At 69.1% G+C, this 25574-nt stretch carries 24 protein-coding genes and 1 pseudogene; 9 read left to right on the top strand and 16 right to left on the bottom strand.

The genetic code is table 11. From position 1 onward, the window contains the following. Positions 1-9: 9 nt before the first annotated feature. On the bottom strand, positions 10-1278 hold the full coding sequence (locus Ahu01nite_RS12060) for an MATE family efflux transporter (RefSeq protein ID WP_203836567.1): 1269 nt from the start codon (positions 1276-1278) through the stop codon (positions 10-12). Between the two features lie 100 nt (positions 1279-1378). Between Ahu01nite_RS12060 and Ahu01nite_RS12055 the strand changes: the two genes are divergently transcribed. From Ahu01nite_RS12055 to Ahu01nite_RS12045, 3 genes are read left to right on the top strand one after another with little or no spacing between them, the layout of a single operon-like run. Further along, positions 1379-1930, top strand: a complete 552-nt coding sequence (locus Ahu01nite_RS12055) for a hypothetical protein (RefSeq protein ID WP_203836566.1) — start codon at positions 1379-1381, stop codon at positions 1928-1930. 19 nt (positions 1931-1949) lie between these two features. After that, the gene (locus tag Ahu01nite_RS12050) at positions 1950-3347 is read left to right on the top strand and encodes a thymidylate kinase (RefSeq protein WP_203836565.1); all 1398 of its coding nucleotides are present in this window, start codon (positions 1950-1952) and stop codon (positions 3345-3347) included. Between the two features lie 26 nt (positions 3348-3373). Next, a complete protein-coding gene (locus Ahu01nite_RS12045) occupies positions 3374-5566 on the top strand; it encodes a hypothetical protein (RefSeq protein ID WP_239158792.1) in 2193 nt (730 codons plus the stop codon). 85 nt (positions 5567-5651) lie between these two features. Here Ahu01nite_RS12045 and Ahu01nite_RS50335 read toward each other — a convergent pair. Beyond that, positions 5652-6344, bottom strand: a pseudogene (locus Ahu01nite_RS50335) (glycosyltransferase family 2 protein); the annotation flags it as partial. 119 nt (positions 6345-6463) lie between these two features. Here Ahu01nite_RS50335 and Ahu01nite_RS12040 point away from each other — a divergent pair. From Ahu01nite_RS12040 to Ahu01nite_RS12030, 3 genes are all read left to right on the top strand, one after another. Then, on the top strand, positions 6464-7057 hold the full coding sequence (locus Ahu01nite_RS12040; RefSeq protein WP_203836564.1) for a hypothetical protein: 594 nt from the start codon (positions 6464-6466) through the stop codon (positions 7055-7057). Between the two features lie 334 nt (positions 7058-7391). Continuing rightward, positions 7392-7763, top strand: coding sequence for a hypothetical protein (locus Ahu01nite_RS12035; protein ID WP_203836563.1), 372 nt, complete (start codon positions 7392-7394; stop codon positions 7761-7763). Positions 7764-7915: 152 nt separating this feature from the next. Continuing rightward, positions 7916-8887: an IS30 family transposase gene (locus tag Ahu01nite_RS12030; RefSeq protein WP_239158795.1), complete on the top strand. Its 972-nt coding sequence runs from the start codon at positions 7916-7918 to the stop codon at positions 8885-8887. 249 nt (positions 8888-9136) lie between these two features. Here Ahu01nite_RS12030 and Ahu01nite_RS12025 read toward each other — a convergent pair whose 3' ends face one another. The 8 genes from Ahu01nite_RS12025 to Ahu01nite_RS11990 form a co-directional block, all read right to left on the bottom strand. Then, on the bottom strand, positions 9137-9841 hold the full coding sequence (locus Ahu01nite_RS12025; RefSeq protein WP_203836561.1) for a response regulator transcription factor: 705 nt from the start codon (positions 9839-9841) through the stop codon (positions 9137-9139). Between the two features lie 49 nt (positions 9842-9890). Beyond that, the gene (locus Ahu01nite_RS12020; RefSeq protein WP_203836560.1) at positions 9891-10667 is read right to left on the bottom strand and encodes an EAL domain-containing protein; all 777 of its coding nucleotides are present in this window, start codon (positions 10665-10667) and stop codon (positions 9891-9893) included. 85 nt (positions 10668-10752) lie between these two features. After that, positions 10753-11184: a glycosyltransferase family 2 protein gene (locus Ahu01nite_RS12015; protein WP_203836559.1), complete on the bottom strand. Its 432-nt coding sequence runs from the start codon at positions 11182-11184 to the stop codon at positions 10753-10755. A gap of 118 nt (positions 11185-11302) precedes the next feature. Beyond that, entirely contained in the window at positions 11303-14326 is a 3024-nt protein-coding gene (locus Ahu01nite_RS12010) for an alpha-mannosidase (protein WP_203836558.1), read from the bottom strand. An 11-nt stretch (positions 14327-14337) separates the two neighbouring features. Further along, positions 14338-15513, bottom strand: coding sequence for a glycoside hydrolase 5 family protein (locus Ahu01nite_RS12005; RefSeq protein ID WP_203836557.1), 1176 nt, complete (start codon positions 15511-15513; stop codon positions 14338-14340). 33 nt (positions 15514-15546) lie between these two features. After that, on the bottom strand, positions 15547-16362 hold the full coding sequence (locus tag Ahu01nite_RS12000) for a carbohydrate ABC transporter permease (RefSeq protein ID WP_203836556.1): 816 nt from the start codon (positions 16360-16362) through the stop codon (positions 15547-15549). After that, positions 16359-17237, bottom strand: coding sequence for a carbohydrate ABC transporter permease (locus tag Ahu01nite_RS11995; protein WP_203836555.1), 879 nt, complete (start codon positions 17235-17237; stop codon positions 16359-16361). The genes Ahu01nite_RS12000 and Ahu01nite_RS11995 overlap by 4 nt, the downstream gene beginning before the upstream one ends. 5 nt (positions 17238-17242) lie before the next feature. Continuing rightward, positions 17243-18502: an ABC transporter substrate-binding protein gene (locus Ahu01nite_RS11990; protein ID WP_203836554.1), complete on the bottom strand. Its 1260-nt coding sequence runs from the start codon at positions 18500-18502 to the stop codon at positions 17243-17245. Positions 18503-18680: 178 nt separating this feature from the next. On the opposite strand from Ahu01nite_RS11990, the gene Ahu01nite_RS11985 reads away from it, so the two are divergent. Continuing rightward, positions 18681-19706 (top strand): LacI family DNA-binding transcriptional regulator, encoded by a 1026-nt coding sequence (locus tag Ahu01nite_RS11985; RefSeq protein WP_203836553.1) that lies wholly within the window; start codon positions 18681-18683, stop codon positions 19704-19706. Positions 19707-19751: 45 nt separating this feature from the next. Beyond that, positions 19752-20321, top strand: a complete 570-nt coding sequence (locus Ahu01nite_RS11980) for a hypothetical protein (protein ID WP_203836552.1) — start codon at positions 19752-19754, stop codon at positions 20319-20321. A gap of 67 nt (positions 20322-20388) precedes the next feature. On the opposite strand, the gene Ahu01nite_RS11975 is transcribed toward Ahu01nite_RS11980, so the two are convergent. The 3 genes from Ahu01nite_RS11975 to Ahu01nite_RS11965 form a co-directional block, all read right to left on the bottom strand. After that, the gene (locus Ahu01nite_RS11975; protein ID WP_203836551.1) at positions 20389-20541 is read right to left on the bottom strand and encodes a hypothetical protein; all 153 of its coding nucleotides are present in this window, start codon (positions 20539-20541) and stop codon (positions 20389-20391) included. A gap of 61 nt (positions 20542-20602) precedes the next feature. After that, complete coding sequence (locus tag Ahu01nite_RS11970; RefSeq protein WP_203836550.1) at positions 20603-20962, bottom strand: hypothetical protein; 360 nt, start codon at positions 20960-20962, stop codon at positions 20603-20605. Positions 20963-21024: 62 nt separating this feature from the next. Continuing rightward, on the bottom strand, positions 21025-21717 hold the full coding sequence (locus Ahu01nite_RS11965; protein WP_203836549.1) for an AbfB domain-containing protein: 693 nt from the start codon (positions 21715-21717) through the stop codon (positions 21025-21027). Between the two features lie 331 nt (positions 21718-22048). Between Ahu01nite_RS11965 and Ahu01nite_RS11960 the strand changes: the two genes are divergently transcribed. Continuing rightward, positions 22049-23032, top strand: coding sequence for a hypothetical protein (locus Ahu01nite_RS11960; RefSeq protein WP_203836548.1), 984 nt, complete (start codon positions 22049-22051; stop codon positions 23030-23032). A 1-nt stretch (position 23033) separates the two neighbouring features. Here the strand turns inward: Ahu01nite_RS11960 and Ahu01nite_RS11955 are convergent, their stop codons facing one another. The 3 genes from Ahu01nite_RS11955 to Ahu01nite_RS11945 all read right to left on the bottom strand — a co-directional run bounded on the left by Ahu01nite_RS11955 (position 23034) and on the right by Ahu01nite_RS11945 (position 25556). Then, positions 23034-23819 carry an AAC(3) family N-acetyltransferase gene (locus Ahu01nite_RS11955; RefSeq protein ID WP_203836547.1) on the bottom strand — a complete coding sequence of 262 codons (786 nt, stop codon included), beginning with the start codon at positions 23817-23819 and terminating at the stop codon, positions 23034-23036. Between the two features lie 32 nt (positions 23820-23851). Continuing rightward, positions 23852-24427, bottom strand: coding sequence for a class I SAM-dependent methyltransferase (locus Ahu01nite_RS11950; RefSeq protein ID WP_203836546.1), 576 nt, complete (start codon positions 24425-24427; stop codon positions 23852-23854). A 79-nt stretch (positions 24428-24506) separates the two neighbouring features. Then, the gene (locus tag Ahu01nite_RS11945) at positions 24507-25556 is read right to left on the bottom strand and encodes a helix-turn-helix transcriptional regulator (RefSeq protein ID WP_203836545.1); all 1050 of its coding nucleotides are present in this window, start codon (positions 25554-25556) and stop codon (positions 24507-24509) included. Positions 25557-25574: the final 18 nt, after the last annotated feature.

The raw sequence follows: 25574 nt of genomic DNA, 5'->3' as shown, positions 1-25574 counted from the left end.
CTCCGGGGGTCAGGCCGCGAAGGCGGGTTTCGAGCCGTCCGAAGGGCGGCGAGAGGGGACGGGACGGGGAGAGCGGATCCAGGCCCGCCCTTCGAGCAGGACCATGAGCAGCAGGGTCGGGGTCAGCGCGGCGGCCGAGCACGCGGCGATCTGCATCGCGGAGCCGTGCCACAGCTCGATCAGCGCGACCTCGAGGACCGCGCCGAACCACGGGATGACCACGGTCCACGAGCGGCGGGCCAGCGCGGCGTTGGTCAGCACGGTCACCAGCGAGGTCAGCGCCGCCACGCTCGCCAGGGTCCGGACCAGGCCGGTGGCGTCGAGATAGCCGTCGCCGTAGAGGATGCGCAGCACCAGGGTGGGGACCGCGACCATGACCAGGCCACCGAGCACGGCCGGCCCGGCGACCGCGATCGCGCCGTTGAGCAGCACCTTGCCGCGTCCGGGCTTGAGCCATCCGGCCAGCAGGCGTGGGAAGACCGCGGCCATGATCCCGGCGGGCAGCGCGAGCACGGTCTTGGCGATGGTCGCCGCCGCAACATAGGCCCCGGAAGCCCCGTCGATCAGGTGGTGCCGGGCGAGCAGCAGGTCGACCGTGGAGAACAGGAACAGGCCGGTCACCGCGAAGCCCGCGTGCGCGACCGCGCTCAACCGCAGCGTGGAACCGGCCACACCGGCGTCGGTCTGCCGCAACGGTCGCAGCGTGATGGCCAGAGCGGCCAGCTCGCCGATCACGGTCGCGGCCAGCGCCCCGGCGACACCCAGCGGCACCACCAGCGCGAGACCGAGGCCCAGGCGTACGGCGGTGGCGACGAAGTAGGTCATCGCGACCGCGCCGACCTTCTTGTCACCCAGCAGCAGCCCGCGCGCGGCGGCCGTCACTGCGGCGATTACCAGGTACGGCGCGAGCTGCGCGGACTCCAGCAGGGAACCGAGATGGAAGTAGTCGCGCAGCAGTGGTGCGCACGCCAGCACGACCAGCGCCGGTGGCAGCGACCAGAACGCGACCGAGCGCAGCGTCCGGCGTGCCGAGGCCCAGCCCGGGCCGTGCTCGGCGACCAGTGCCGAAGCGGCGGTCTGCACCGCGCCCAGCGGCACCCCGAGCATCAGCATGGCGGCCAGCACCGCGCCGAGCGCACCGTACGCGTCGGGGTCGAGCATCCGCCCGACCACCGAGTGGAAGGCGAGGTTGCCCGCGCTCTGCACGGCCACGGCGACCGCGATCGGGGCGGCTCCCTTGGCGAGCAGACCGACGAGGCGGCCGGTAGGGCTGGTCACGAGGATGCCTATCGGCCGCGGATTCAAGAACTGTTCAATTCCGCCGCAAGGTTCTGTCACCCACGGTCACATTGCCCCCGGCAGGCCGCATGATCGGTACATGACAACGCCCACCACCGCAGTCCGGCGCCCCGTGCGGATCGTCCTCGTGCTGGCCCTCCTGGCCACCGCCGCGGTGGTGTTCGTGATGCTGCGCAGCCCGGTCACCCCGCAGACCGTCGTCAACTCGAGCAACACCGGCCTCACCACCACCTGGCACGACGGCAGCAACAAGCTGGAGGTCACCGCGATCGGCTTCCGCAAGAAGTCGGTCGCCAAGGTCCGGATCGGCAGCGACGCCTGGCGCGAGATCCGCGCCGACGAGAACGGGACCGTCCACCTGGTCGTCGAGCTCGGGCCCGCGGCCGGTCGGGCGGGGACGTCGGTGCTGGTCAGTGGGCGTTCGGCCGGCGCGGGTTCGCGTACGTTGCTGGGTGGTCTGCCCCCGGCCGCGAGTGCGCACGGTCCCCGCGATGCCCTGCCGTGGGCGCTCGCCGGGCTGCTGGTCGTGATGGCCCTGATCACCGGCTTCGGCCACCGCCCGCGCCGGGGCATCCACCGCCGCGGTGCCCGCCGCCTACCTACCGAAACGGCCTCCCTCTCGCTCGCTTGAGGCTCATAATCGGGAGGAAATGACCTATTCGCCGGAAGCGTCGCAGGACACCAGTGGCATCGCCACCGGCCGTGCCGAGCTGCTCAAGGTCCTGACCGAGGCGCTCGACGAGAGCGGCGAGCGGTGGGCCTGGCAGGGCGAGGCGGGTGCGCCCCAGGAATGGGCGGCCGACAACGGACCCAAGGACCTGGACATCTGGTACGCGGGCCGCCCCGCCCCGAACGACCCGGTCGCCGCCCTCACCCGCCGCTACGCGTGCGCCCGCGTCGCCGATGCCCACGATCCCCGCCGCCTGCGCCACATCAGCCTCGCGATCGGCACCCCCACCGGCCTGGCGGTCGTCGACATCACGTACGGCGACCTCTACGTCGGGCCCGTGCTGCTCGTCCCCGCCGCGGAAGCCACCACAGATCCCTCGGCGCAACGGCTCACCGGTATCGCGGCAACAGCCGATCTGCTCGTACGCCCGGTGCTGCGCGGCCGCATCCCCGGCCCGGCCCGGCTCGCCGAGGCACGTGCCGCCTGGTCGGCCGCGCTGCCCGAACATCGCGAGGCGCTCGCCCGCCGGCTCACCCAGCAGCTCGGCGCCCGGGTCACCGCGGACCTCGTGGCGATCGCCGGTGGCGCTCAGGCAGATCCGGGGCTGCCGGCGCGGGCCCGCGTACGGTTGGCTGCTCGAAGTCTCGCACCGGATGTGGTGGCAGCGACCTGGGCCCAGCGCCGGGCCGTCCTGCCCGCCGCCGGATCCGCCGGACCGCTCGGCCTGCGCACCCGCGGGGTGGTCGTGGCGATGGTCGGCACGGACGGCTCGGGCAAGTCCACGGTCGCCGGCAGTCTGAGCGACCGGCTCCGGCGCTCCGGCTTTTCCACCGGCTCGGCGTATTTCGGCATGGCCCGCGGGAACCTGCCCGGCGTCGCCCTGGCACGCCGCCTCCTCGGGGTCGGTTCGACAGCGCCGTCCACCGCACCCGCCGGGGAGAAACGGCAGGATCATCCGCGGGTACGCCAGGCCGCGGCCTGGTTCTACGCCGGCGAGTACGTCTGGCGTTATCTGAGCACGGTCGCCCCCGCGGTTGCCCGGCGGCGTGTGGTGATCGCCGACCGCTGGGTCTACGACCTGCGTGAATCCCCATGGCCCGGCTCGCGTGCCGCCCGGGTCGCCGAGCTCCTCGTCCCCGCGCCGGACGTCCTGGTCCTGCCGGACGCCCCGGCCGACCTGATCCACCGCCGCAAGCCCGAACGCGCCCTCGAGGAGCAACGGGCCCAGCAGGAGCGCTACCGCCGGCTGCTCGCCGAGCGCCCGGCCCGGCACGCCGAAATCGTGGTGGACACCTCCGGAGCGCCGGGCGGCACCCTGCCCGCCCTCGTCGCGGCCGTCATCCAAGCCGCCCACGCGCCCCGGCGCCGCCGCAGGTGACCACCCCGCCGCGGCGGCCCCGGTTTGTGCCGCGGCACAAGAGGCTGCCCGGGATTGATGCCGCGGCGGCCCGGCTCACGGCGGAGTCGGCGCTGATCGGCCTGATCTCCGGCATCGCGGTGATCGCGCCCTGGACCCGGCACGGCTACCTACTGCTCCTGGACTGGGTGGCGGGCCCGAACCAGGCCCTCACCCCCGGCCTCTACGGTCTCGACCCGGCAGCCCTCGACGCCCTCCCGTACCGCCTCGCGACCCACGCCCTGCGCGAAGTCGTCGGCTCCGGCGCGACCGGCTGGCTCCTGGTCCTCTGCTACTTCCCGCTCGCGGCCGGCGGCATCTCAGCCCTGGCAGGCGGCGGCCGTCGGCGACGATATCCAGCAGCACTGTTCGTGTGCTGCAATCCGTTCGTGGTCGAGCGCATTCAAGCGGGCCACGTAGCGTTCCTGCTCTCGGTGGCGCTGCTCTGCTGGCTGCTCGCCTCCGCGATCCGCGCCCGTCGCCGCGGCCGGTGGTTCGCCGCACGCCCCGCCGGCTGGTACGCCCTCGCCATGGCGGTCGGACCGCACGCGGCGTGGCTGGGCGGCACCTGCTTTCTCGCGGTGGCCCTGCTGCCCCGGCCCCGCCGTCAGGACCTCATCCGGACCGTGATCATGATCGCGTGCGCGGCCTGCATCTACGCGTACGCGGTGGTGGTCGTTCTGAGCGCGATCCTCACCGTCCGCGTCGGCCCCGGCGACCTCGAGGTGTACGCCCCGCACGCCGGCACCGGTGGCCTGTTCACCACCCTGATCTCGTTGCGGGGCTTCTGGCGTGGCGCCGCTGACAGCAGCCCGCAGCTGACCCTGGGCTTCACCGCGGGCACGGTGATGGTGCTGGGTGCGATCGCGGGGCTGGCCCGGCTGTGCCGCCGTGACCCGGTCGCCGGTGCGCCGCTGACCGCGCTGGCGGTGACCGGGCTGCTCCTCGGCGCCGGGATCGAGGGGCCGCTCGCCGGTGCGTACCGCTTCGCCTTCAACCACCTCCCCCTCTTCGCGGCCATGCGCGAGCAGCAGAAATGGGTCGCCCTGACCATGATCGCGTACGCCGTGGGCGTCGGAGTCACCGCCGAGGCTCTCGCCTCGCTCTGCTTCCAGACGTTCCGCCCCGCGATAGTGCGACTGGCCTGTGGGGCGGCGCTGCTCGCACTCGGCGGCGGGTACGCGGGCACGGCCCCGTCCCTGTTCTGGGGGCTCGGCGGCAGCGTCACGGTCAGTCACTACCCGGCGTCCTGGTACGCCGCCGACAAGATCATGGGGCCCGGTACCGAGTCGGTGCTGTTCCTGCCGTGGCACGAGTATCAGCCGTTCGGGTTCACCGGGTCGCGGACGGTGGGGACGCCGGCCGGCGCGTTCTTCCAGCGGCCCGTGCTCAGCAGCGACGCCGTCGAGCTGGGGATGGTGCGGACCAACTCGTCGTCGCGGCGGATGGCGTACATCCAGCGGCTCGTGGTGGACGGCGGTCACGGTGTCTTCGGGCGGCTGGTCGCCCCGCTCGGCGTGCGGTATGTCGCGCTGTCGCGGGAGCGGGAGGCGGAGGCGTACGCGTGGCTCGATCAGCAGCGGGATCTGGAACCTGTCCTGCGTACCGATGAAATGGTCCTGTACCGGGTCCGGTCCTCCGGCACCGGCCGGGTGGTCTCGGCGCGTTCCGGCGACTATGACGACGTGACCGCGCTGGCCTCCGGCGGTGAGCTCGGCAACGAGGCGGTGCTGCCCGACGGAACCGGGGGCGGCGTCGTGCCGTCCGAAGCGTCGGGCAGGATCACGCGTACGAGCTCGACGAGCTGGCACATCGCGGCCGGAACCCTGGGCTGGGTGGTGATCCCGGAGGAATGGTCGAGCGGCTGGTCCGCGGGCGGCGCGCCCACCCGGCGAACCGTCGCCGGCACCGTGGCGGTCGAAGCGGGAAACTCAGAGCTTGATCTGCGCTACACGCCCTGGCGCTGGCTGCGGCTCGGCATCGCGGCGTCGCTGCTGTCCCTGCTCGTCCTGCTCACCGCCGGCCTGCTCGAACACCGTCGCGAACTGTCGACCTGGTGGTCGGTGCCGGCAGCTGTCACGCGGCGAGCGCGTCGGCCCAGTCGGCGGCGAGCGGGGCCGGACGGCTCTTCTGCAGGTCGGCCATCAGCTCGATCACGGCGGGACGGTACTGCCGGGTCAGGTGCAGGCGACCAAAGATGACCAGCGTGTCCTTGACGGTACGCAGGATGGCCTTCGAGGTGACCGTCGAACCCGCGACCCGCTCCTCCAGCCGCACCGGGGCAGCCACGAAGCCACTGATGCCCGCCGCCTTCGCCGCCACGAAGAACTCCAGGTCGAAGGCGAAGCGACGCTCGCGCATCCGGGGCAGCAGGGTCGCCAGCACGTCGCGGCGCAACACCTTGCAGCCGGTCTGGGTGTCGCGCATGCCGAGTACGAAGAGCATCGTCACGAGCGTCGAGTAGAACATCGACACCAGCTTGCGGAACTTCGACGACGCGCTGTCGGAGGCCGAGTGCCGCTTGTCCGCGTACACGCCGGGAAGGTCGCCGTCGCGGGCCACCCGCAGGTACTCGATCAGGTGCACCGGGTCGATGTCGCCGTCCGAGTCGACGAAGCCGATCCAGGAACCCCGCGCCGACGCGAACCCGAGGTGCAGAGCGGCGCCCTTGCCCTGATTGACCGGCGCGGCCACGACCCGCACCCCCGGCAGCCCGTCGAGGCTGCGCTCCGAGCCGTCCGTCGAACCGTCCGACACCGCGATGACCTCGTACGCGACACCCTCGGTGCGCAGCGCCCCGATCAGCCGCTCGACCGTCGGCCGCAGCGCCGCACCCGGGTTGTAGAACGGCACAACCACCGACAGCTCCACCGACGGGTCGGCCGGCGACCACAGCCGCGAGGCGTCGAACAGGTGCGCCGTACGGGCGACCCCGGTCTCGGCGGCGGCGGTGGTGGCGAAGAGCTGCGTCACGGTCATGCCGGTGAGATCGGATCGCCACCTCAACGCAACCTCAGGCCGGCTTCAAGCTCCGATATAGGTTGCAGACAGGTTGTCCACAGCCCTCAACCAGCTCCGGGGCGTGGCACCATGGAGAGGTGATCAGCCCCCGTTACCGCAGGTCAGGCCAGCTCCTGCTGGCCGCTGCCACGCTCGGCACGGTGCTCGCACCCGGCGCCGCGCTCGCGGACGGCCCTGGTTACGGCGGCACGGCCGACGCCCTCACCGTCCAATGGCAAGCAGAATCCAACACCTCTGACGGCCTGGCTGTGTACGCAGTGGGCTTCCGCGGCGGCTCGACAATCCAGCTCCGCGTCGGCTCCAGCGACGACCGCATGATCGCCGCCGACCAGTCCGGCGCCCTGCGAGTCCTCGTCCTGGGCACCACCGCCCCGACCCCAGCCGCCTCAGCGGACACAACAGACACCACAGTCCTCAAAGTCGACGAAACCAGCACCGGCCGCCTCTCCGCGGGCACCAGCGTCCTGGCAATCGGCGAAACCCCCGCCGGAGACGTACGCCGCCTCGTCGGCTCGGTCCCCCCACCCGCCGCCGGCCGCGGCATCCAGGACCTGGCCTATTACGCAGGCGCCCTCGCGGCCCTCACCGGCGCGGCCTTCTGGGCCCGCAAGCGCGGCCTCCTCGGCCACGGCCACGGCCGCCACCGCCCGGGCCGCCACCGCTTCGCCTGAAGAAGTTTCACTGGAGATCGTTCACATTTGGGTCCGGGTCTTCTGTTTAAGTCGTTCGTAGTGGTCTGGCCGTCCAAGGGGCCTTCTGGTCGCACCGTTCATAGATGCGTTCCTCGGCGTGGTGCAGGACCGAAAGGCGGCGCCTACCCGTTCAGGCCCCGTCTCTGCCGTTTGGATAGCCGTCGCAGTGTGGCAATCGTTCCCCCCGCTGGCCGCCATTTTTCGACTACCTAAATACTCGCCATCTGTCATTCGCGTTCCTATGATCTATGTCAATCCGACAATGGCACTCCTGCCCCTTCCGATCATGGAACTTCTTGAGAAGCATTAAGGGATGAAATACGCGCAGCTGGAAATCTTCACGGCGGTCGAATTGGCATGGCTACGTGATCCCACGCGGCGCCGGAACTACTCCGCGGCAACCGAAGTGTTCCGCCGTGAGCACCGGGTCCGGCGCGCGTTCGGGAAAGCCTTGGGCCATACCGCCCGGCTGCGACGCGACTCCCCCGAGGCGCGGACACCGGACGGCAACCTCGGATGGATCGAGGCAGCTCGTGAGTTGTTCCGTGCGGCGAACGCCACGCAGGCCGACGCTGACGCCGACGGTGACCGCAGGCGTGCCGCCGGTGACCTGTTTGACTGGGCCCGTTTCATCAACCGCTGGCAGGTAAGGTACGCAGCCGCCTACTGGCCCACCAACACCTGACCCGCTCGGGGCACCACACCGATGACGCCACGCGTTGGTGCGCTCCTCTGCCGCGGATTGTGCGCCCCAGATGGTCAGGCCGGGGCGAATTCGGTCGGTCGTAGCATTTGATCTTGGTGGTTCGGTGGGACAGGATGCCCGCCGTGCGTGTGATGCTGACGTTGACCGAACGCGAAGAGATCTCCCGTGGACTCGCGGAAGGCTTGCTGTATAAGGAAATCGGCGTTCTGATCGGCCGTGACCCATCGATCATCTCGCGGGAAGTCGCGCGTCATGGCGGCCGGGCCGGCTACCGGGCAGTGGCCGCCGCCACGACAGCGGCGGTCTCCCGGGCGCGACCGAAACTCCTGGCGGTCGAGCGGTCAGCCCGGTTGCGGCAGGTGGTGACCGACAGGTTGCGTTCGGGCTGGTCACCGGCCTCGATCGCGGGCCGCTTGCCGCAGCAGGTTCCGGACGATCAGGCTTGCCGGGTGTCACACGAAGCGATCTACCAGTGGGTCTACGCCCAGCCCGTCTCGACCCTGGCCCGGGAACTGATCCAGCTCCGCACCGGTCGTCCCGCACGCCGGTCCGGGCCTCGTCCGGAGCCGCAGCCACGGATCCGCGAGCCCCGTTACCTCGACGAACGCCCGGCTGAGGTGCAGGGCCGGGCGGTGCCGGGCCATTGGGAGGGCGATCTGGTCATCGGCAAGAACGGCAAGACTGCCGTGGCAACGCTGGTTGAACGCACGTCACGGTTCTTGATCCTGGTGCCGCTGACCGGCCGGGACTCGCTGAGCGTGACCGACGCGGTCATCGCCGCGACCGATGGCTTGCCGGCGTCGATTCGCAGGTCGTTGACCTGGGACTGCGGCGCGGAGATGGCTCGGCATGCTGCGGTTACCGCGACCGGGTTACCGGTGTTCTTCGCGCACCCGCACAGCCCGTGGGAGCGGGGCAGCAACGAGAACCTGAACCGGATCGTGCGGGAGTTCTTTCCGAACGGCGTCCCGATCACCTCGGACCCCAACTATCTCGCGCTGGTCGCCGCGGAGATCAATGATCGGCCGCGTAAGATCTTCGATTGGAAGAAGCCGTCCGAGATATTCGCCGAACTCGTCGAGGCGGATGCTTCCACCGACTGAATCTGCCCGGTGTAGCCGTTGCCGGTCCATATCCTTTGTCACCGTGCAGCTTCAACGGCCGTTTCCTCGGCCGGCCAACCGGCTGACGCATCGGGGCGAGACCGTCGACCATGTCCCGGAACATCAAATGGTCGTTGAGGTTGGCAGCGGAGATGTCCACATGCGGGACAATCTGGCCGCAGCTGCAAAGCAATCGAACGACCCGCTAGCAGAATGCTGACGGGTCGCTTTGTCGAGGCTGCGGGCGGGTTACGACGTGGGGGAGGGTTCGAAGCGGTAGCCGACGCCGCGCAGGGTGCGGATGTGGCGGGGAGAAGATGCTGACTCGCCGAGCTTCTTGCGCAGGTTGCCTACGTGGACGTCGATGATGTGGTCGTCGCCGTACCAGTTGTCGCCCCAGACGTCTTCCAGGAGCTGGCCGCGGGTGAAGGTGCGGCGGGGGGCTGAGGAGAGCAGGTCGAGGATGCCGAACTCGATTTTGGTGAGTTCGAGGACTTCGCCGGCGAGGGTTACCTCGCGCACTTCCGGGTCGATGCGCAGCTCGCCGTATTCGCGGATGGCCGCGCTCTGGGTGCTGGTGGTCGACGTGCGGGGGCGGCGGCGCATCGCTTGGATGCGGGCGGCCAGCTCGCGTGGGGAGAAGGGTTTGGTCACGTAGTCGTCGGCGCCTACGGAGAGTCCGACGACCTTGTCGAGTTCGTCGCTGCGGCCGGTGACCATGATGATGTAGGCGTCGGTGAACTGCCGGATCTGGCGGCAGACCTCGATGCCGTCGACGTCGGGGAGGCCGAGGTCGAGGATGGCGATGTCGGGTTTCTGGGACTGGGCCTGTTCGACGGCTGCGCGGCCGTCGGTGACGGCGAGGACGTCGAAGCCCTCTTTTTCGAGCAGATGCCGGCAGAGCAGCATGAACTCCGGCGAGTCCTCGACGACGAGCGCGCGTGGCCTGGACACGAAACCTCCGGGTGGGGCTGCAGGGGACGACGGCTGATTGACGCCGCTCCTATCGGTCGTCCCGCACGGGTTCGTAAGGATTAGCGCCGGTCGTGATCAGGGCGCGGTCCGGAAGCGGGCCGGGGCGGGCCAGGAAGTAGCCCTGACCGAGCTGGACGTGCAGGCTCTTCAGCCGGTCGTGTTCGGGGCGGGTCTCGATGCCCTCGGCGATGAGTACCGCGCCGATGTCCTGGGCGAAGCCGACGAGCGAGCGGGCCAGGGCGGCGCGTACAGGGTCGGTGTCGATGCCCCTGGTCAGGGTGATGTCGAGTTTGATGATGTCCGGCCGGAGTTGCAGGATGTGGCTGAGGCTCGCGAACCCGGCGCCGGTGTCGTCCACCGCGATCAGGATGCCGGCCGCGCGTAGCCGTTCGGTCACCGCGATCAGCGCCGGATAGTCGTGCACCTGGGCGTGTTCGGTGAGCTCGATCGCGATCCCCGCGTCGGCGTGCCGCAGCAGCATGGCGTGCACCCGCGGGGTCAGGAGCGCTTCCACCGACAGGTTCGCGCTGAGGAAGGCCCCGGCGGGCATCTCGTTGAGATACTCGAACGCCCGCTCGACGGCGAGCAGCTCCAGCTCGACCCCGAGGCCGACGCTGGACGCCGCGGCGAAGGCGTCAACCGGGTTCTCGAAGCGGGTCCCGTCGAAGCGCGCCAGCGCCTCGTAGGCCTTGACGACGCCGTCCTTGAGCGAGACCACCGGCTGGAACGTGGGCTGTATGGCCTGCGCATCCAGGATCTCCCGGATGTCGCGCAACGCGGCAGGTGCTGTGATCGTCATCGTCATGACTGAGTCTCCTTGGGCATGCTCTCCTGGCCCTCGCTGTCACGGCCGCGGGCCGCCGGCGCTGAGGAAAGCTCGGTGCAGTCGATCATGCCGGGACGGACGCTTCCTCGCGGGCGCGGTGCAGGCACTCGACGAGCTCGTACGGGTCGACCTCGACGTCCGAGTCGACGTCGACGAAGCCGATCCAGGTGCCGGTGGAGGAGGCGAATCCGGCCTGCAGGGCGGCGCCGCGGTCGCGGATGTCGTCGCGGACCACGACCCGGGTGCGGGCGAGGCCGTCGAGCGTGCGGTCGGAGCCGTCGGTGGATCCGCCGGAGACGGCGAGGACCTCGAACGTGATGCCCTGGGCGTAGAGGGCGTCGGTGATCCGCTCCACAGCCCGGCGCAGGGCGGCGCCGGGGTTGTGGAACGGGATCACGACGGTGAACTCGACATCCGCCGACTCCGGCGAGTGCTCGAGGCGGCCGGGGCCGGCGATGACGACGGGGGGAACGGCGATGAGGTGTGCGACAGTCATGCCGCCTACTTCGGCCCGGTTCCTCAAGCCAATCTCAATCCACCTTCAACTCTGGCGCAATGCTTTGGGTTGCCCTTCGGTTACTCAGTGCTGATGCTGCGGGTGCAGAACGGTTGTGTCAGCGCGCCAGCCGCAGTGTCCGTACCTCGAAGGGGGTCAGGGACAGCGGGATGCTGGCTCCCTCCGAAGAGCCACCCACCGGACGTTCGAGCAGGCTGACCTCGGTCGTCGTGGTGACCGGGAAGTTGACGGTCAGCGTCCCGTTCGCCCGGTTCCCGAGTGATTCGTAGATCCGCACGATGAGGTCGCCGCTGCGATCGTCGGCCAGTTTGACGCTGGAGATGAGCAGTCCCTCGCTCGCCAGCGACACCAACGGCTCCACCCCCTGAGCCGTGCCGCTACCCAAGCCTGGACTATCAGTCGGCGGAGTTGAGGTGCGGGCGGGCAGGTTGAGCGCGATGCCTTCCGCCGTCGCCGTGGCGAGGTCCGCGCCGATGACCAGCCCGAACGCCGCGGTCTGCGGGCCCTGGTCGGTCTGCGGGTCGGGGAAGCGGGGAGCCCTGAGCAGGGAGAGGCGCACGGTGGTGGTGATGCCGTGCTCCGGCGTGGAGTCCCGGGTCAGGTCGTAGCCGTACGTCGAGTCCGTGATCAGTGCCGCGCCGAAACCGGAGTCCTCGATCTGGACGAATCGGTGCATGGAGGCCTCGAACTTCGCCGCCTCCCAGCTGGTGTTCGTGTGCGTCACGCGTTTCTGATAGCCGAACTGGGTCTCCGCGGCCACGTGCTCGGCGCGGATGTCGAACGGGAACGCCACCTTCAGGAACTTCTCGGTCTCGTTCCAGTCGGCGTCCTGGCTCACGTGCAGGGTCCGGCTGCCGGGTGCCAGCGACAGGACCTGGCTGATGCGGGACTTGGAGAAAGACCGATCGAGCTTTACGCGTACGCCGAAAGCGCCCTGTTCGATCGTCATGTTCTCGACCTCGCGCAGGTCGGTCACGCGGTTGCGGTAGAAACGGTCAACGTCCCAGGCGTCCCACATGTTCGGGAAGTCCTGGTGCAGTTGCAGCAGGTTGCCGGCCTGACCCGGGGCGATCGCGTCGCGCCCGGTGGCCAGGTCGATCGCCGACGTGATCAGACCCTCGGCGGAGATCGTCACGGAGACGATGCCGTTGTCCAGCACGTAGCCGCCCGCACTCGGCGTCGCCGTGACCTGGCCGGCGTCAACAACAGGTGTGCCCGCGCCCAGTGCCGGGATGCCGTCGCGCGCGAAGGGAGCCGCGTTGAAGACGAGGCTTCCGGCGCCATCCCCGGCCAGTGTGGCCAGTGCGGCCTGAGTGATCTCCTGGGCCGAATCGCAGATCCGCTTGTACGTCGCCACGGCCTCGCGGTGCACCCACGCGATCGAGGTGCCGGGCAGGATGTCGTGGAACTGGTGCAGCAACACGTCCTGCCACAGCTTGTCGAGCTCGGCGTACGGGTAATCGAAGCCCGCGCGCACCGCGGCCGTGGCTGCCCAGAGCTCGGCCTCGATCAGCAGGTGCTCGCTGCGGCGGTTGCCCTGCTTGGTCTTGTGCTGGCTGGTCAGGGTTGCGCGGTGCAGTTCGAGGTAGAGCTCGCCGACCCAGACCGGGGGATGCGGGAGCTCGGCGGCCGCCTCGGCGAAGAAGTCGTCCGGGTGCTTCCAGCTGACCTGTGCGCTGCCTTCCAGGTCGGCGAGGCGACGGGCGCGGCCGGCCATCTCGCGCGTGGTGCCGCCACCGCCGTCACCCCAGCCGACCGGGGCGATGGAGCTGGTCGCCGTACGGTTCTCCCGGAACTGTCTGGTCGCACGGGCCAGTTCCGCACCGGAGAGCTGGGAGTTGTAGGTGTCCATCGGCGGGAAGTGGGTGAAGACCCGGGAGCCGTCGATGCCCTCCCAGAGGAAGGTGTGGTGCGGGAACTTGTTCACCTGGTTCCACGAGATCTTCTGCGTGAAGAACCACTTGAAGCCGGCCCGGCGGATCAGCTGCGGCAACGCGGGGGAGTAACCGAAGCTGTCGGGCAACCACACGCCCTGACACTCGACACCGAATTCCTCGCGGAAGAAGCGCTGGCCGTAGGAGAACTGCCGGACCAGTGACTCGCCCGTGGGCATCACCGTGTCGCTCTCGACCCACATGCCCCCGAGCGGGATGAAACGGCCTTCCTGCACCGCTTTCACCACGCGCTGGTAGACCTCGGGGCGGTGTTCCTTGAGCCACGCGTACTGCTGGGCGCTCGACATGCCGAACCGGAAGTCGGGGTCGTCGTCGATCAGCTCGGTCATGCTCGACGCCGTACGCGCGACCTTGCGGATCGTCTCCCGCAGCGGCCAGAGCCACGCCGAGTCGATGTGCGCGTGGCCCACCGCGGCGATCTGATGCGCGCTGGCCTCGGCGGGGGAGTCGAGCACGTCACGTAGCTCGGCGCGGGAGGCGGCGGCCGTGCCGGGGATGTCCTGCAGGTCGAGCACGTCGAGCGCGTTGTCCAGGGCCTGCAGCACGCGCATCCGGCGCGGGCCCGACTCGGGGAGCTGCGCCTGGAGATCGAGCAGGACGTCGATGTCGAGGGCGAGCTCGTACACGTCGTCGTTGATCGGCGCGAGATCCATCCGCCGGGTCGTGTAGAGCGGGCGCGGCGACGAGGTCTTGATGTCGCCCTCCTGCGTGGGCAGGAACGGGTGATAGTCGAGCAGCACCGGGTTGGCCGCCGCCTCCAGGTAGAGGTCGGCGATCTCCCCGGTGACCGGGACCCACTGGTTGCGCGGGTTGATCGACTTCACCGGGGTGCCGTCCGGGCGGTAGACCAGCGCCTCGCACTGGAAGCCCGGCATGTTGACGTCGAAGCCCAGGTCGATGAGGGCCTCCACGCGGCGCCCGGCCCACTCCGGCGGGACCGCCGCGCGCAGGTGGAACCAGGTCGTGCTCCAGGCGGGGCCCCACGGGGTGCCGACCTCGTACGGCTCGTAGTCCAGCGCGAGGCCCTCGGCCGCGGGGATCGGCTCGCCCGGCAGGGCGTGCACGGTGACCTCCAGGGGCACCCGTTCGGGGTGCACGGCGGGCAGGATGCGTTCGGCCAGGACACGGGTCGCGCGTCCTACGGTCAACGGGATGTCGTCGTGCACGGGGGGCCTTTCTAGTTGACTGCTTGGGAGGCGAGCGCGATCTTGGGTCCGGGGCCGTCCGCGGGGGTCGCGGCCAGCCACGCGCGGCTGAAATCACCGCTGGGGGACGTCGCCGCGCGGTAGCCCGGCACGGTGTCGTCCAGCACGAGCGTCTCGGTAACGGGCTCGGGGGCCGCCTTGGCCAGCTCCGCGATCATGGCCTTGAAGCGCTCACCGGTCGGCTTGATCGCGCCGTCGGCGGTGAACAGGCCGAGGTCGTACTCCAGGGCCGGGAAGTCGAGCAGGCTGCGGGACACGTCGTGCGAGCACCACCACGTGATGCCGTAGAGGCCCTCGACCTTCGCGACGTGCCGCAGGGTCTGCTCGAGGAAGCCGGGGGTGTCCTGCACGTCCATCACATTGGTGGGGGCGCCGACCTCCTGCAACCACACCGGGCGGGCGGGATCGGTGTGCCAGGCGGCGGCGAGCCGGGTCAGGTATTCGGCGTGCCGGACCGAGCCCGCGCCGAGGCCGCCGTACGCCTGGGCCGTGCCGTTGAAGACCCACGAGTGCACGATCGTGGCGTCACCGTGGTCGACGGCGTGCCGCGGGCCGAACGGCTGGGTGTCGTCGTACCAGGCGGCGTCGTACATGGCATGGGTGACCAGCGCGTTGCTGGTCCCCAGGCCTTCCCGTGCCGCCTCGATCAGCCGGCTCAGCCACGCGTCGCCCTCGGCCGGCGTGATCGGGTGCGGCGTCGGGTGCGGGGCAGCGGCGAACTGGTTGACCTCGTTGCCGAGCGTGAAGCCGAGCAGGTTGGGCCGGTCGGCGACGGCCTCCGCCAGCGCCTTCACGTAGTCCGCGGTCGAGTCCACGACCTCCGGGTCGGTGAACATGTTGCGGCGGTGCCAGCTCTCCAGCCACGACGGTACGAAGTCGAAGCTGGAGAGGTGGCCCTGCAACGCGTCGACGTTGACGTCGAGCCCGAACTCGGCGGCGATGTCGACGACCGTCGCCACGTCACGCAGCCCCCGCGGCCGGATCAGGCCCCGGTTGGGCTGGATCAGCGGCCACAGCGGGAGCACGCGGACATGGTCCACGCCGAGGGACGCGATCGCGGCGAAGTCCCTCCGCACGTCGTCGGGCTCGAAGTCGAGCCAGCTGTGGAACCAGCCCGTGGACGGGGTGTAGTTGACGCCAAATCTCATAGTGTGCTTTCTACTCATAAAGGCGGACCGATCTCAGCCTTTTACTCCGCCTTCTTCGACTCCCTTGAAGAAGTAGCGCTGCAGCAGCGCGAAGAACAGCGCGATCGGCAGGAAGGCGATCATCGTGCCCGCCGCGACGAGCCGCTGATCCTTGGCGAACGTGCCCGAGAGGTACTGCAGCCCGACGGTCAGCGTGAACTTGTCCGGCGAGGTCAGCACGATCAGCGGCCAGAGGAAGTCGTCCCACGCGGCGATGAACGAGAAGATCGCGACGACCGCGATGGTGCCCCGGACCGCCGGCAGCGAGACCCGGGTCAGCCGTTGCCACACGTTCGCGCCGTCCACGATCGCGGCCTGGTCGATGTCCTCCGGCAACGCCCGGAACGCGTTGTAGAGCAGCAGCACGTTCAGCGCGGCGATCATCATCGGGAGCGCCACGCCGATCAGGCTGTCGGCCAGCCCCAGGTCGCGTACGGTGACGAACTGCGAAATGATCGTGACCTCACCGGGCAGCACGAGGGTCGCCAGGAACAGCGCGAGCACGACGCCCCGCCCGCGGAACTTCAGCCGCGCGATCGCGAAACCGGCCAGCGTCGAGAACACGATGTTGCCCCCGACCACCAGCGCCGCCACGATCAGCGAATTGCCGATGTAGCGGAACACCGGGATCGCGTCGGCCACCCGGCTGTAGTTGTCGAGCGTCGGGTGCTGGGGGAGCAGGTTCGGGGTCGAGGTGTAGATGTCCTCCGAGCCGCTCTTCAACGACGTGGACAGCTCCCACAGGAACGGTCCTACGGTGATGAGCAGGACGAACAGCAGGAGGGCGTACCGCAGAATCTTGATTTTCATCGGTCCGCCCTGCTGTTGATCCGGGCCAGCACGACCATCGGGATGAGCGTGACCACGAACAGCAGGACGCTGAGCGCGGACGCGTAGCCGAGGTCGCCGTAGAAGCCACGGGCGTACTGCTGGATCAGCATGACCAGCGACGAGTCCTGCCCGCCGGGACCGCCCTTGCCGCCGGTCAGGATGTAGAGCTCGGAGAAGACCCGCAGCGCGGCGACGCAGACCAGGATCGAGACCAGGAAGATCGTGCTGCGTACGGCCGGAACGGTGACGCTCCAGAACCGCCGGATCGGGCCGGCGCCGTCCATCATCGCCGCCTCGTGCAGGTCCTGGCGCACGTTCCCGAGCGCGGCCAGGTAGACGATCATGTAGTAGCCGAGCCCCTTCCAGACCGTGAGGCTGACCGCGCTGATGATGACCAGCCAGCGATCGGTGAGGAACGGCAGCGGTTCCTGGATCACGTGCAGCCGCTGGGAGACGTTGTTGATGAAGCCGCGGTCGTCGAGCAGCCAGGTCCAGATGAGACCGACCACGACGGCCGAGGCGATGACGGGTGTGTAGAACGCGGTCCGGAAGAACGCGATCCCGCGCAGTGGCTTCTCCACCAGGATCGCGATGAGCAACGGCAGCGCGGTGAGCAGCGGCAGGCAGATCGCCATGTAGACGACGCTGTTGAGCAACGCGTCCCAGACCTGGCTGTCGTTGAGCAGGTCGGTGTAGTTGCGCAACCCGACGAAGTCGGCGCCACCACCGAGCGGCTTGGCGTCGGTGAACGACAGCCGCAGCGTGTTGATCGAGGGCCAGAGGCTGAACCCGCCCAGCCAGAGCAGGGCGGGCAGCACCAGCACCCACGGGGTGAACCAGCGGTGTGCTTTCACGGTTTCTACTGACGCGCCAGCATCTGGTTCAGCTTGGTGACGGCGTCGTCCAGCGCCTGCTTGCTCGTCGTGTCACCCTTGACCGCGAGCGCGATCTGCTGGTCGAGGATCGTCTGCATGGCGGAGTTGACCTCGTACGGCTGCAGGTTCTTCGCCGTCTTGAGCTCCTCGAACGCGAGCACCCGCGCCTTGCCGATCTCGGTGCCGTCATCCTTCGAGAAGTACGCGTCCGAGGCCGACGCCGTGGTCGACGGGAAGACGTTGACGATGTGGCCGAACTTGTTCTGATTGTCGGCGTTGGTGACCCACTCGGCGAGCGCTCGTGCCGTGGCGAGGTTCTTGCTCTTCTTGGAGACGCTGAGACCCTGCACGAACAGCGGCGGGGTGTCGAGCGCATTGCTGACCGCGATCTTGCCCTTGAGCGAGGGGTTGTCCGTCTGGAAGTCGTTGAGGCTGGTCGCGCCGCCGGTCGACCAGGCGACCTTGGCCTCGGTGAACAGCTTCGAGTTGCCGAGGTAGTCGCTGTTCAGCATGGTCGGCGGCATGTAACCCGCCTTGAACGCGTCCCGGTACTGGTCGACGAGCGCGGCGGCCTGATCGGTGTTGAAGACGAACTTCTTGCCGTCCTCGCTCAGGATCGGGATGCCGGCCAGCGTGAAGTCCACGATGGTCGGCTTGCGGCTCATCAGGAACTCGTCGGGGCAGGCATCGTGCATGACCTTGGCCTGGGCGAACAGCTCCTGCGTGGTGGCCGGCGGCTTGGTCGCGTCCAGCCCGCACTTGGCGAACTTGTCCTTGTTCCAGTAGTCGAGGTCGGTGTTGAGGTACCACGGGTAGCCGTACACACCGTCGGTGCCCTTGAACTTGTACGCGTCGATCGAGCCCTGCACGTAGGTGGCGCTGAGGTCGGCGCCGCCCTTGCTGACGTCGACGAGCAGGTCCTGCTGGGCGAGCGGCAGGGCGAAGTCGGGCGGGAGGTTCACGACGTCGGGCAGCGAGTTGGAGGCCGCCTGGGAGAGCACCTTGTCGGAGTATCCGTCGCCGGGCTGGTCGAGCAGCTGCACGTCGGTGCCGGGGTACTTCGCCTTGAAACCGGCGATGACCTCGTTGAGATAGTCGGTGAACTTCGGGGTCAGGGCCCAGGTCTGCAGGGTCACCTTGCCCTCGATCTTCCCGCTGTCCTCGCTGCTGTCCTCGCCACCGCAAGCGGTGAGACCCAGGGTCAGCACCGCCAGCGCGGCGACGGACGCTCTTCTGATTCGCATGGTTACAGCTCCTGGTTGCCTTGAGTCGGCGTCCAGCGGCGGCCCCGGGAGCGGGCGCTGTCCAAACGTCGGTGTTGGGCCATCGTGAGCAACTAAAGCGATATAGTCAATGGATAGACATCAGTGGTGTACGGCGTTAAGGTCGCCCTCTAAACCGCTATAGCTCCTGGGAAGTGCCGTGGGAAACCGTCCGACAATCGCGGACATCGCCAAGCGGGTCGGCGTGTCCCCCGGCGCGGTGTCGTTCGCGCTCAACGGCCGCCCCGGCGTCAGCGAGCAGACCCGCGCCCGCATCGTCGAGGTCGCCCGCGAGATGAACTGGCGGCCACACCGTGCCGCTCGCGCCCTCGGCGGCTCCCAGGCCGGAGCGGTCGGCCTCGTCCTCGCCCGCGACCCCCACACGCTGGGCTCCGAGCAGTTCTACACGCAGGTCCTCTACGGCATGCAGGAGACGCTGTCCGCGCGCTCGTTCGCCGTGCAGATGCAGCTCGTCCGCGACACCACCGCCGAGATCGCCCTCTACCGCGACTGGTCCTCCGAGCACCGCGTCGACGGCCTGGTCCTGGTCGACCTCCAGGTCGACGACCCGCGCCTGACCGTGATCGACGAGCTGAACATCCCCGCCGTCACCCTCGGCCCCCGCCTCGACGGCGCCCTCCCGAGCGTCTGGGCCGACGACAGCGAAGCCATGATCACGATCGTCGACTACCTGGCCGCCCTCGGTCACCGCCACATCGCCCACGTCGCCGGCCCGCCCGTCTACCGGCACACCGCCCAGCGCATGGCGGCCCTGCGCGACCACGCGATCTCCCGCGGCCTCGACGCCGGCGTCTCGGTCCCCACCGACTTCAGTGACGCCCAGGGCGCGGCGGCCACCCGCACCCTGCTGTCCCGCCGCGACCCACCCAGCGCGATCATCTACGACAGCGACCTGATGGCCGCGGCAGGCCTGGGCGTGGCCCTGGAGCTGGGCGTGCGGGTCCCGCACGAGCTCTCCATAGTCTCGTTCGACGACTCCGTGCTGACCCGCATCGTCCACCCACAACTCACCTGCCTGTCCCGCGACACGTACGCCCTCGGCGCCCAGGTCGCGGAGGTCCTGCTGAAAGCCATAGCCGACCCGTCAGCACGCCAGAGCGTCCAGAGCGAAACCCCGAAACTGGTCGTACGAGGCAGCACGGCAAGAGCCGCCACCCAGCGCTGACTCGCCACCCATCACCACGCCCGGGTGCCGTACGTTCTAGATGCCATGGGTGACATAGATCTGGACCGCACCGCCGAGCTCCGCCCGCCCCCCGCGACCCACCGCCCCCGCACCCTGCTCGCCGCGGCCACCGTCCTCACCCTCGGCACCCTCCTGGGCGCAGCCGCCACCCACACCTGGGACGAGTGGCAACACGAACGAACCCGCAACGCCGAAATCTCGGTCCTCGTCCTCGCCGACACGGGCCCCCAAACCTACGAAGCCGGCGTCGGCGCCATCGTCGTCAACAACCGCGTCACCGACGCCGCCCTCACCCGCCGAGTCACCCTCGTCAACGCCGGCCCCCTCCCGGTCGACGTCCACAACCTCCGCGTCGACCGCCCCGGCCTGACCATCCGAGGCGTAGAAAAGCAACGCTGGATCAAACACGGCGAAACCCTCCAGGCCGACGCCGACATCCGCATCGTCTGCGCCGCCGGCCTCCCCCTGAGAAAACTCACCGTCCACCTGGCCGTCCGCACCGACGACAACCAGCAACACACCACCACCGCCACCCTCGACGCCACCCAATGGAACGACCAGGCCCGCCTGGCCTGCAACGGCAACCTGCTCTGACGCGTCGGCGGAACTCAGCCGAAACGGGAGGGCGGCTCAGTTTCGGCGAGACGATGGTTGCGCTTCGCTACGGCGTCGGCGATCTCGGCTTCGTCCTGGGCGGATTGACCAGTGCCAGATCGAACATGCCCAGCACGGTGTCGCTTTCGAGGAAGGCGTCTGCGCCGACGATGCCGTGGTTCTCCGCGGCGATCTCCCAGAGGTCCTGGCGGTACGTCACTCACGCCTCTTTCGCCCGTGAGCGTGACGGCAGAACAATACCGAAAACGGTACGGCTTTGCTCAGGCCGCTTTCCAGCCGGCTTCCGTGCAAGCGTCCCGGAGGGCGTCAGCGCGGGTCTTCCACTCGGCGTTGGCGTCGTTGGCTGCTCGGCCCAGCTCCGCGGCGCGGTCGGCGATGAGGTCGTTCTCGGTCTGGCCGGTGGATTCCATAACCTTGTCGGCCAGAGCCAGGCGCGCGGTTTTGGATTTGGCGTCCGGGTAGCCGTCGGCGAAGTTCGTGCACGCTGTGCGGGCGGGGTCGTCGAGGACGCCGCCCTGGGGGTCGGTTTTGTTCGCTCTGCTGGCGAACAGCGCGAAGACCAGGACGAGGAGGACGGCCGCGCCGATGATGATCTGGCGCCTGTTCAGCTTGAGCTTCACAATGCGTCAGGGTATCGCAACGCACGGGCGAGCTGCGCGGCATGATCACCGGTGGCCATTACTCACAGTGGTGGTTGGACGGTGAAGGTGGTGGCGGCTCTTGTGAGATACAGCAGCTCACCGCGGCGGGCGATGGAGCGGTCCGGGTAGTTCTTGGAACGCAGCGTGAATGTGTCGTTTTGCCGATCGACGGGGCAGAATGTCGCGTCCGCGGCGAAAAGCTCGGAGCCGTCGACCTGGTCGAGGTAGAGCTTGTAGTCGCGGTGCCGCAGGAAGCGCCCGCGATAGTTGTCGGACTCGAAGGAGAAGCAGCGGGCGTCGGCCGCGCCCTTGCGGACGATGTACCGCGAGTCTGCGCGGTCCTGGGCGGGGCTTGCCGAGGTCAGCGTGCTGATCCGGGCCTGGAAGTCCCAGTGCCTGAGCCGGGAGCCGGGGGTGTCGGCCGGGGCGAGGCCGATCGTCGTGTCAACCACCAGCTTCGGGCCGACGGTTGCGGGCGCCGAAGTGGTGGTGGGGGCGGGGGAGGTCGGAGTCTTGCTGCTCACCTTTTCCGTGGCCGGTGGCGCGGGTTGTGTTCCCCGCCTGGGTGGCTGATAGGTGGGAGCGGGATCCGTCACCTCGGCCGTGGTGGGTGAGGGGTCGAGCGGGATCGGCGCCATGGTGACGAAGTGCGCCTGGGGTGGGTCGTTGTCCGGGGCGAGCGCGATGCCGCCCGCGGCGAAGAGGACCAGAAGGCCGGCGCCGATGATTGCCACGCGTGCCCGGCTCTGATACTGCCGCCGGGGGACTCGTGGCAGCATCATTGTCGGCAGGTCGTTCGGTGGGGGCATCGGCGGGAAGTGCTGAGTGGGGGGAACCCAATTGTCGCGATCCTCCGAGGACACCCTCGCCCCTCCGTTTAGGTAACAAACCGCGCTTATTTAAGTATCGCGGGCGATAGATATATTCGAGGCAAATCCCGGCGTTGGCAAGGGGCAATCGATCCGGAAAGCTTCCGGCTCCGTACTCAGGGTTGACGACCCATCCGCCGGGGTCCGGGGCGAGCGCGCACCGGTCAACGGTGGCCCGCCAGCCAGGGAGTCCGCAGTGGACCACGATCCCGACGCCATGTATCGACGCCCGGCGCCCACGCCGGCCATCCCCACCATCTCCGACTATTGGCCCGATGCCCCGCATCGGATGGGCCCGGCAGCGGACCATTATGTCGAAGAAGAGCCGGCCCTGACCCCGGACAATCCCCTTACCCGCCGCCGGGACAACCCACGCCCCCTGAAGCCGATGACCGAATCCGCCCGGATGTCCACAGGTAAGCGGGCCGCCCTGGGGATAACTCTGGCGATTGTCCTTCTCGGCGCTGCGGGCACGGCCGTAGCGGTGATAGCCGATAACCAGCAAACCGAGCCGATAACGGAAGCCGCCCCATCAAAGGCCCCATCAAAGGCCCCGCCGACAGCCCTCAAGCCGTTCAAGATCTCGGGACCCCTCGACGGCCGCGACAAGGCCAGCTTCGAGCTCGTCACCGAGACCAACGAGCTCGAGGTGCGCACCGCTGACCTGGGCGACGACCTCTACCAGGTCACCACCCCGGAAAACGGCCCGGCGCTGCCCCGGACCACGAACAAGGACGGCGCGGTACGGCTCTTCCTCGACCGCAGCGGCCAGCGCGGCCAGGAGCAGGTGGAGGTGCTGCTCAACCAGGACGTCCGGTGGCAGGTGACGATGACCGGCGGCGTCAAACAGGGCACGTTCGACCTGGCCGGCGCGGTCATCGAGGGGGTCGATCTGATCGGCGGCGCCACCCGCATCGACCTCACCCTGCCCAAACCCGACGGCACGCTGCCGATCCGCATGTCCGGCGGCGTCAATACCTTTGAGGTACGCGCGGAGCGCGACGTCCCCGTCCGCCTGCGCACCCGCCGCGGCGCGGGTCAGGTCACCTTCGAGGGCAGGACCGACGACGGTGTCGCGAAGGAAGCGGCGTTCCTGAGCCCGGGCTGGCAGAAGAGCTCCGACCGGATCGACGTCGACGCCGTCGCGGGCATCGGCACCATGGAGCTGGCCCGTCCGTGAACTACCGGTTGGCACGCATCCAGTCGGTGGCGAAGTCGACAAGGCCACGCTGGGACATGAGTACGGCGGGGGCGTTGCCGATCGAACCGGTTGACGGCGCCCCCGTCGCTTCGTAGGCCGCGCCGAGGGTCGTGAAGTCGGACGTGTCGGTGTCCGTGCCGGTCCAGGTGATCCAGTGGCCGTTGCCGTCGTCACCGCGTACGGACGCACCGAACTTGATCTGTGGGGGTTGATCCTGGCGAGCCTCGGCGAGATGCAGTGAGGTGTTGCGATCGAAGCCGCAGCCCAGCAGCAGCACCTTGCCGTCCGCCCGGTAGACAGCGCCAAGCGGGGAAGCCTCACCGAACCCGTCCGCGAGATCGTGACCGCTGGTGATCTCGGCCGCGTGCGGGCCCAGCGCGGCGAAGGAGACGTGCGGGTGCGTGCTGCGCAGCGACTCCGGCCAGGTGCGCACCGTCTCGGGCAGCACACCCATCCATCGGCTCGGCGTACGCGCAGGATCGAAGCCCGGGTGATGATCGCGGATCACCGGCTGCCAGGAACCGGGCACCGGCGGCCTGCTCCAGCCGGCCGGGTCGCTGTTGTCCGGCGTGTGCGTCGGCACCACCAGCGTCCCGCCCGGACCGAGCACGTCGAGCAGCGCCTGCACGATCGACTGCGGCCCACCGGCGACATAACCGATGCTCCGCGCCGAGGAGTGCAGCAGCAGGACATCACCGGCCCGCACGCCGAGCTCACGCAGATCCTCGGCCAGGGACTCGGCGGTGTGCGGCAGCGACTGGGTCACCGGGACATTCTGTCCCCGCCCCGCAACCACCGCTACGGAGAAAACGGCGCCACCGCGATCACGTCGAAGACATGCCAGTGTTTGGACCCGCCGAACGCGGGCCCATCCTCGTCTTCCTCGGCCCAATACCGCACATCGAAGCCGTCGAACAACGCCCGTGCGGCGTCGGCGCTGAAGAACGTCTCGCTCTCGTCACCGGCCCAGGAATCGTTCTCCCCGAACAGATTCACCGCGAGCACGCCGCCCGGTCGTAGGGATTCCAGCATCAGTGTCCACACCCGGCGAAACGAATCCGGCGGCTGATAGGGCAACGAATATCCGGCGTAGATGAGGTCCGCCGCCGGCAGCGAATCCAGCTCCGCGAAGTGCCGGACGTCCACGGTCAGCCGCTCATGGGAATCCATCAGTGGAACGCCATCGATCGCGTGGACGGTCCACCCCGCGTCGAGCAGGGCCTTTGACTCGATGCCGGCCCCGCAACCCAGATCTATCGCGGTACGCCCACCGCCCGGCCCCGCCATCGACATGGCATCCCGGAGCAGAGGACGCACCGGCCGCCCGGTCTGCGTCCCGTTGTACTTCGTCCAGTGGTCGTCGTCATGCGGCACGACATTCACGCTAGTACTCCAGCAGGGTGAAGCGCCGCGGCGGCCGATGATCGGCGACCGGATCGTGGTGCGTGCGAGGCTATTGCGATGACCTCGACGGGCGCGGCCCTTCACCTGTGATCGTTCGACGGGCGGAGTCCTCGATGAGGCGGCGTCCGAGTTCGTGAACCACGTCGTGCAGCGCCGGGGGCTGCTCGATGACAAAGGGCCGGTCCAGGGCGGCCAGGGTGGCGGCGACCCATTCGAGGCGTTCGGCACGCAGGAACACCCTCAGCCAGCCGTCGCCTCCTGTGGCATCGGAGACCGGCGTCACCGACGCCAGCGTGTCCGGTATCCGCGTCTGCACGTAAGCCGGATCCGCGTTGATGAGCACCGACACCTCGTGCCGCCACGGTGCCGCAGTCAGCGGTCCGACCACCTGCGCGACCGGGTCCATGTCACCCCGCGCGGCGAAAGTGTCCGACCGCACCTGCAGACCGGCCATCCGGTCCAGGCGAAACGTGCGCAGCGCGCGGCGGTCGACGTCGAAGCCGGTCAGGTAGAGCAGACCGCGGTGCGCCACCACCCCGTGCGGCTGCACCTGCCGCTGCCCTGAGCGACCCTGATGAGGCTGATAATCGAATGCCACGAGCCGCCGGTCTCGCGCAGCCTCGGCCAGATCGAGCAGCGTCCGCGCATCCCGGTGGCCGCGTGGGTTCACGCGCTCGCCGTCCCGGCCGCCGGCGCTCGGTACGCCGGTGAAATCCACCGTCTCCAATACCGCGTCGATGCGCCGCGCGAGCGCGTCAGGCAATACCCTGCGCACCTTGGCCATCGCGTTGTCCACCGTGAGCGATGATGCCGGGCCGGCGTGGGAACGCCGGTCGAACAGCAGCGCCCAGACGACGGCGAGGGCCTCTTCATCGGTCAGCATCAGCGGCGGCATGCGGTAATGCCGGGCGAGACGGTAGCCGCCGTATCGGCCCCGAACCGCGTCCACCGGAATGTCCAGCTCGCGCAGATGCTCGACATAACGGCGAACGGTACGGTCATCCACCCCAAGACGCTCGGCGAGCTCAGCGACCGTACGGGTCCCACCAGCCTGCAGCAATTCGAGCAGAGCCAGCACTCGTGCGGTCGGTCTCGCCATGCCCACAATATTGCCCGC

This window comes from Winogradskya humida (assembly GCF_016862215.1).
Taxonomy (GTDB): Bacteria; Actinomycetota; Actinomycetes; order Mycobacteriales; family Micromonosporaceae; genus Actinoplanes; species Actinoplanes humidus.
This window is presented reverse-complemented; position numbering and strand designations above follow the sequence as displayed.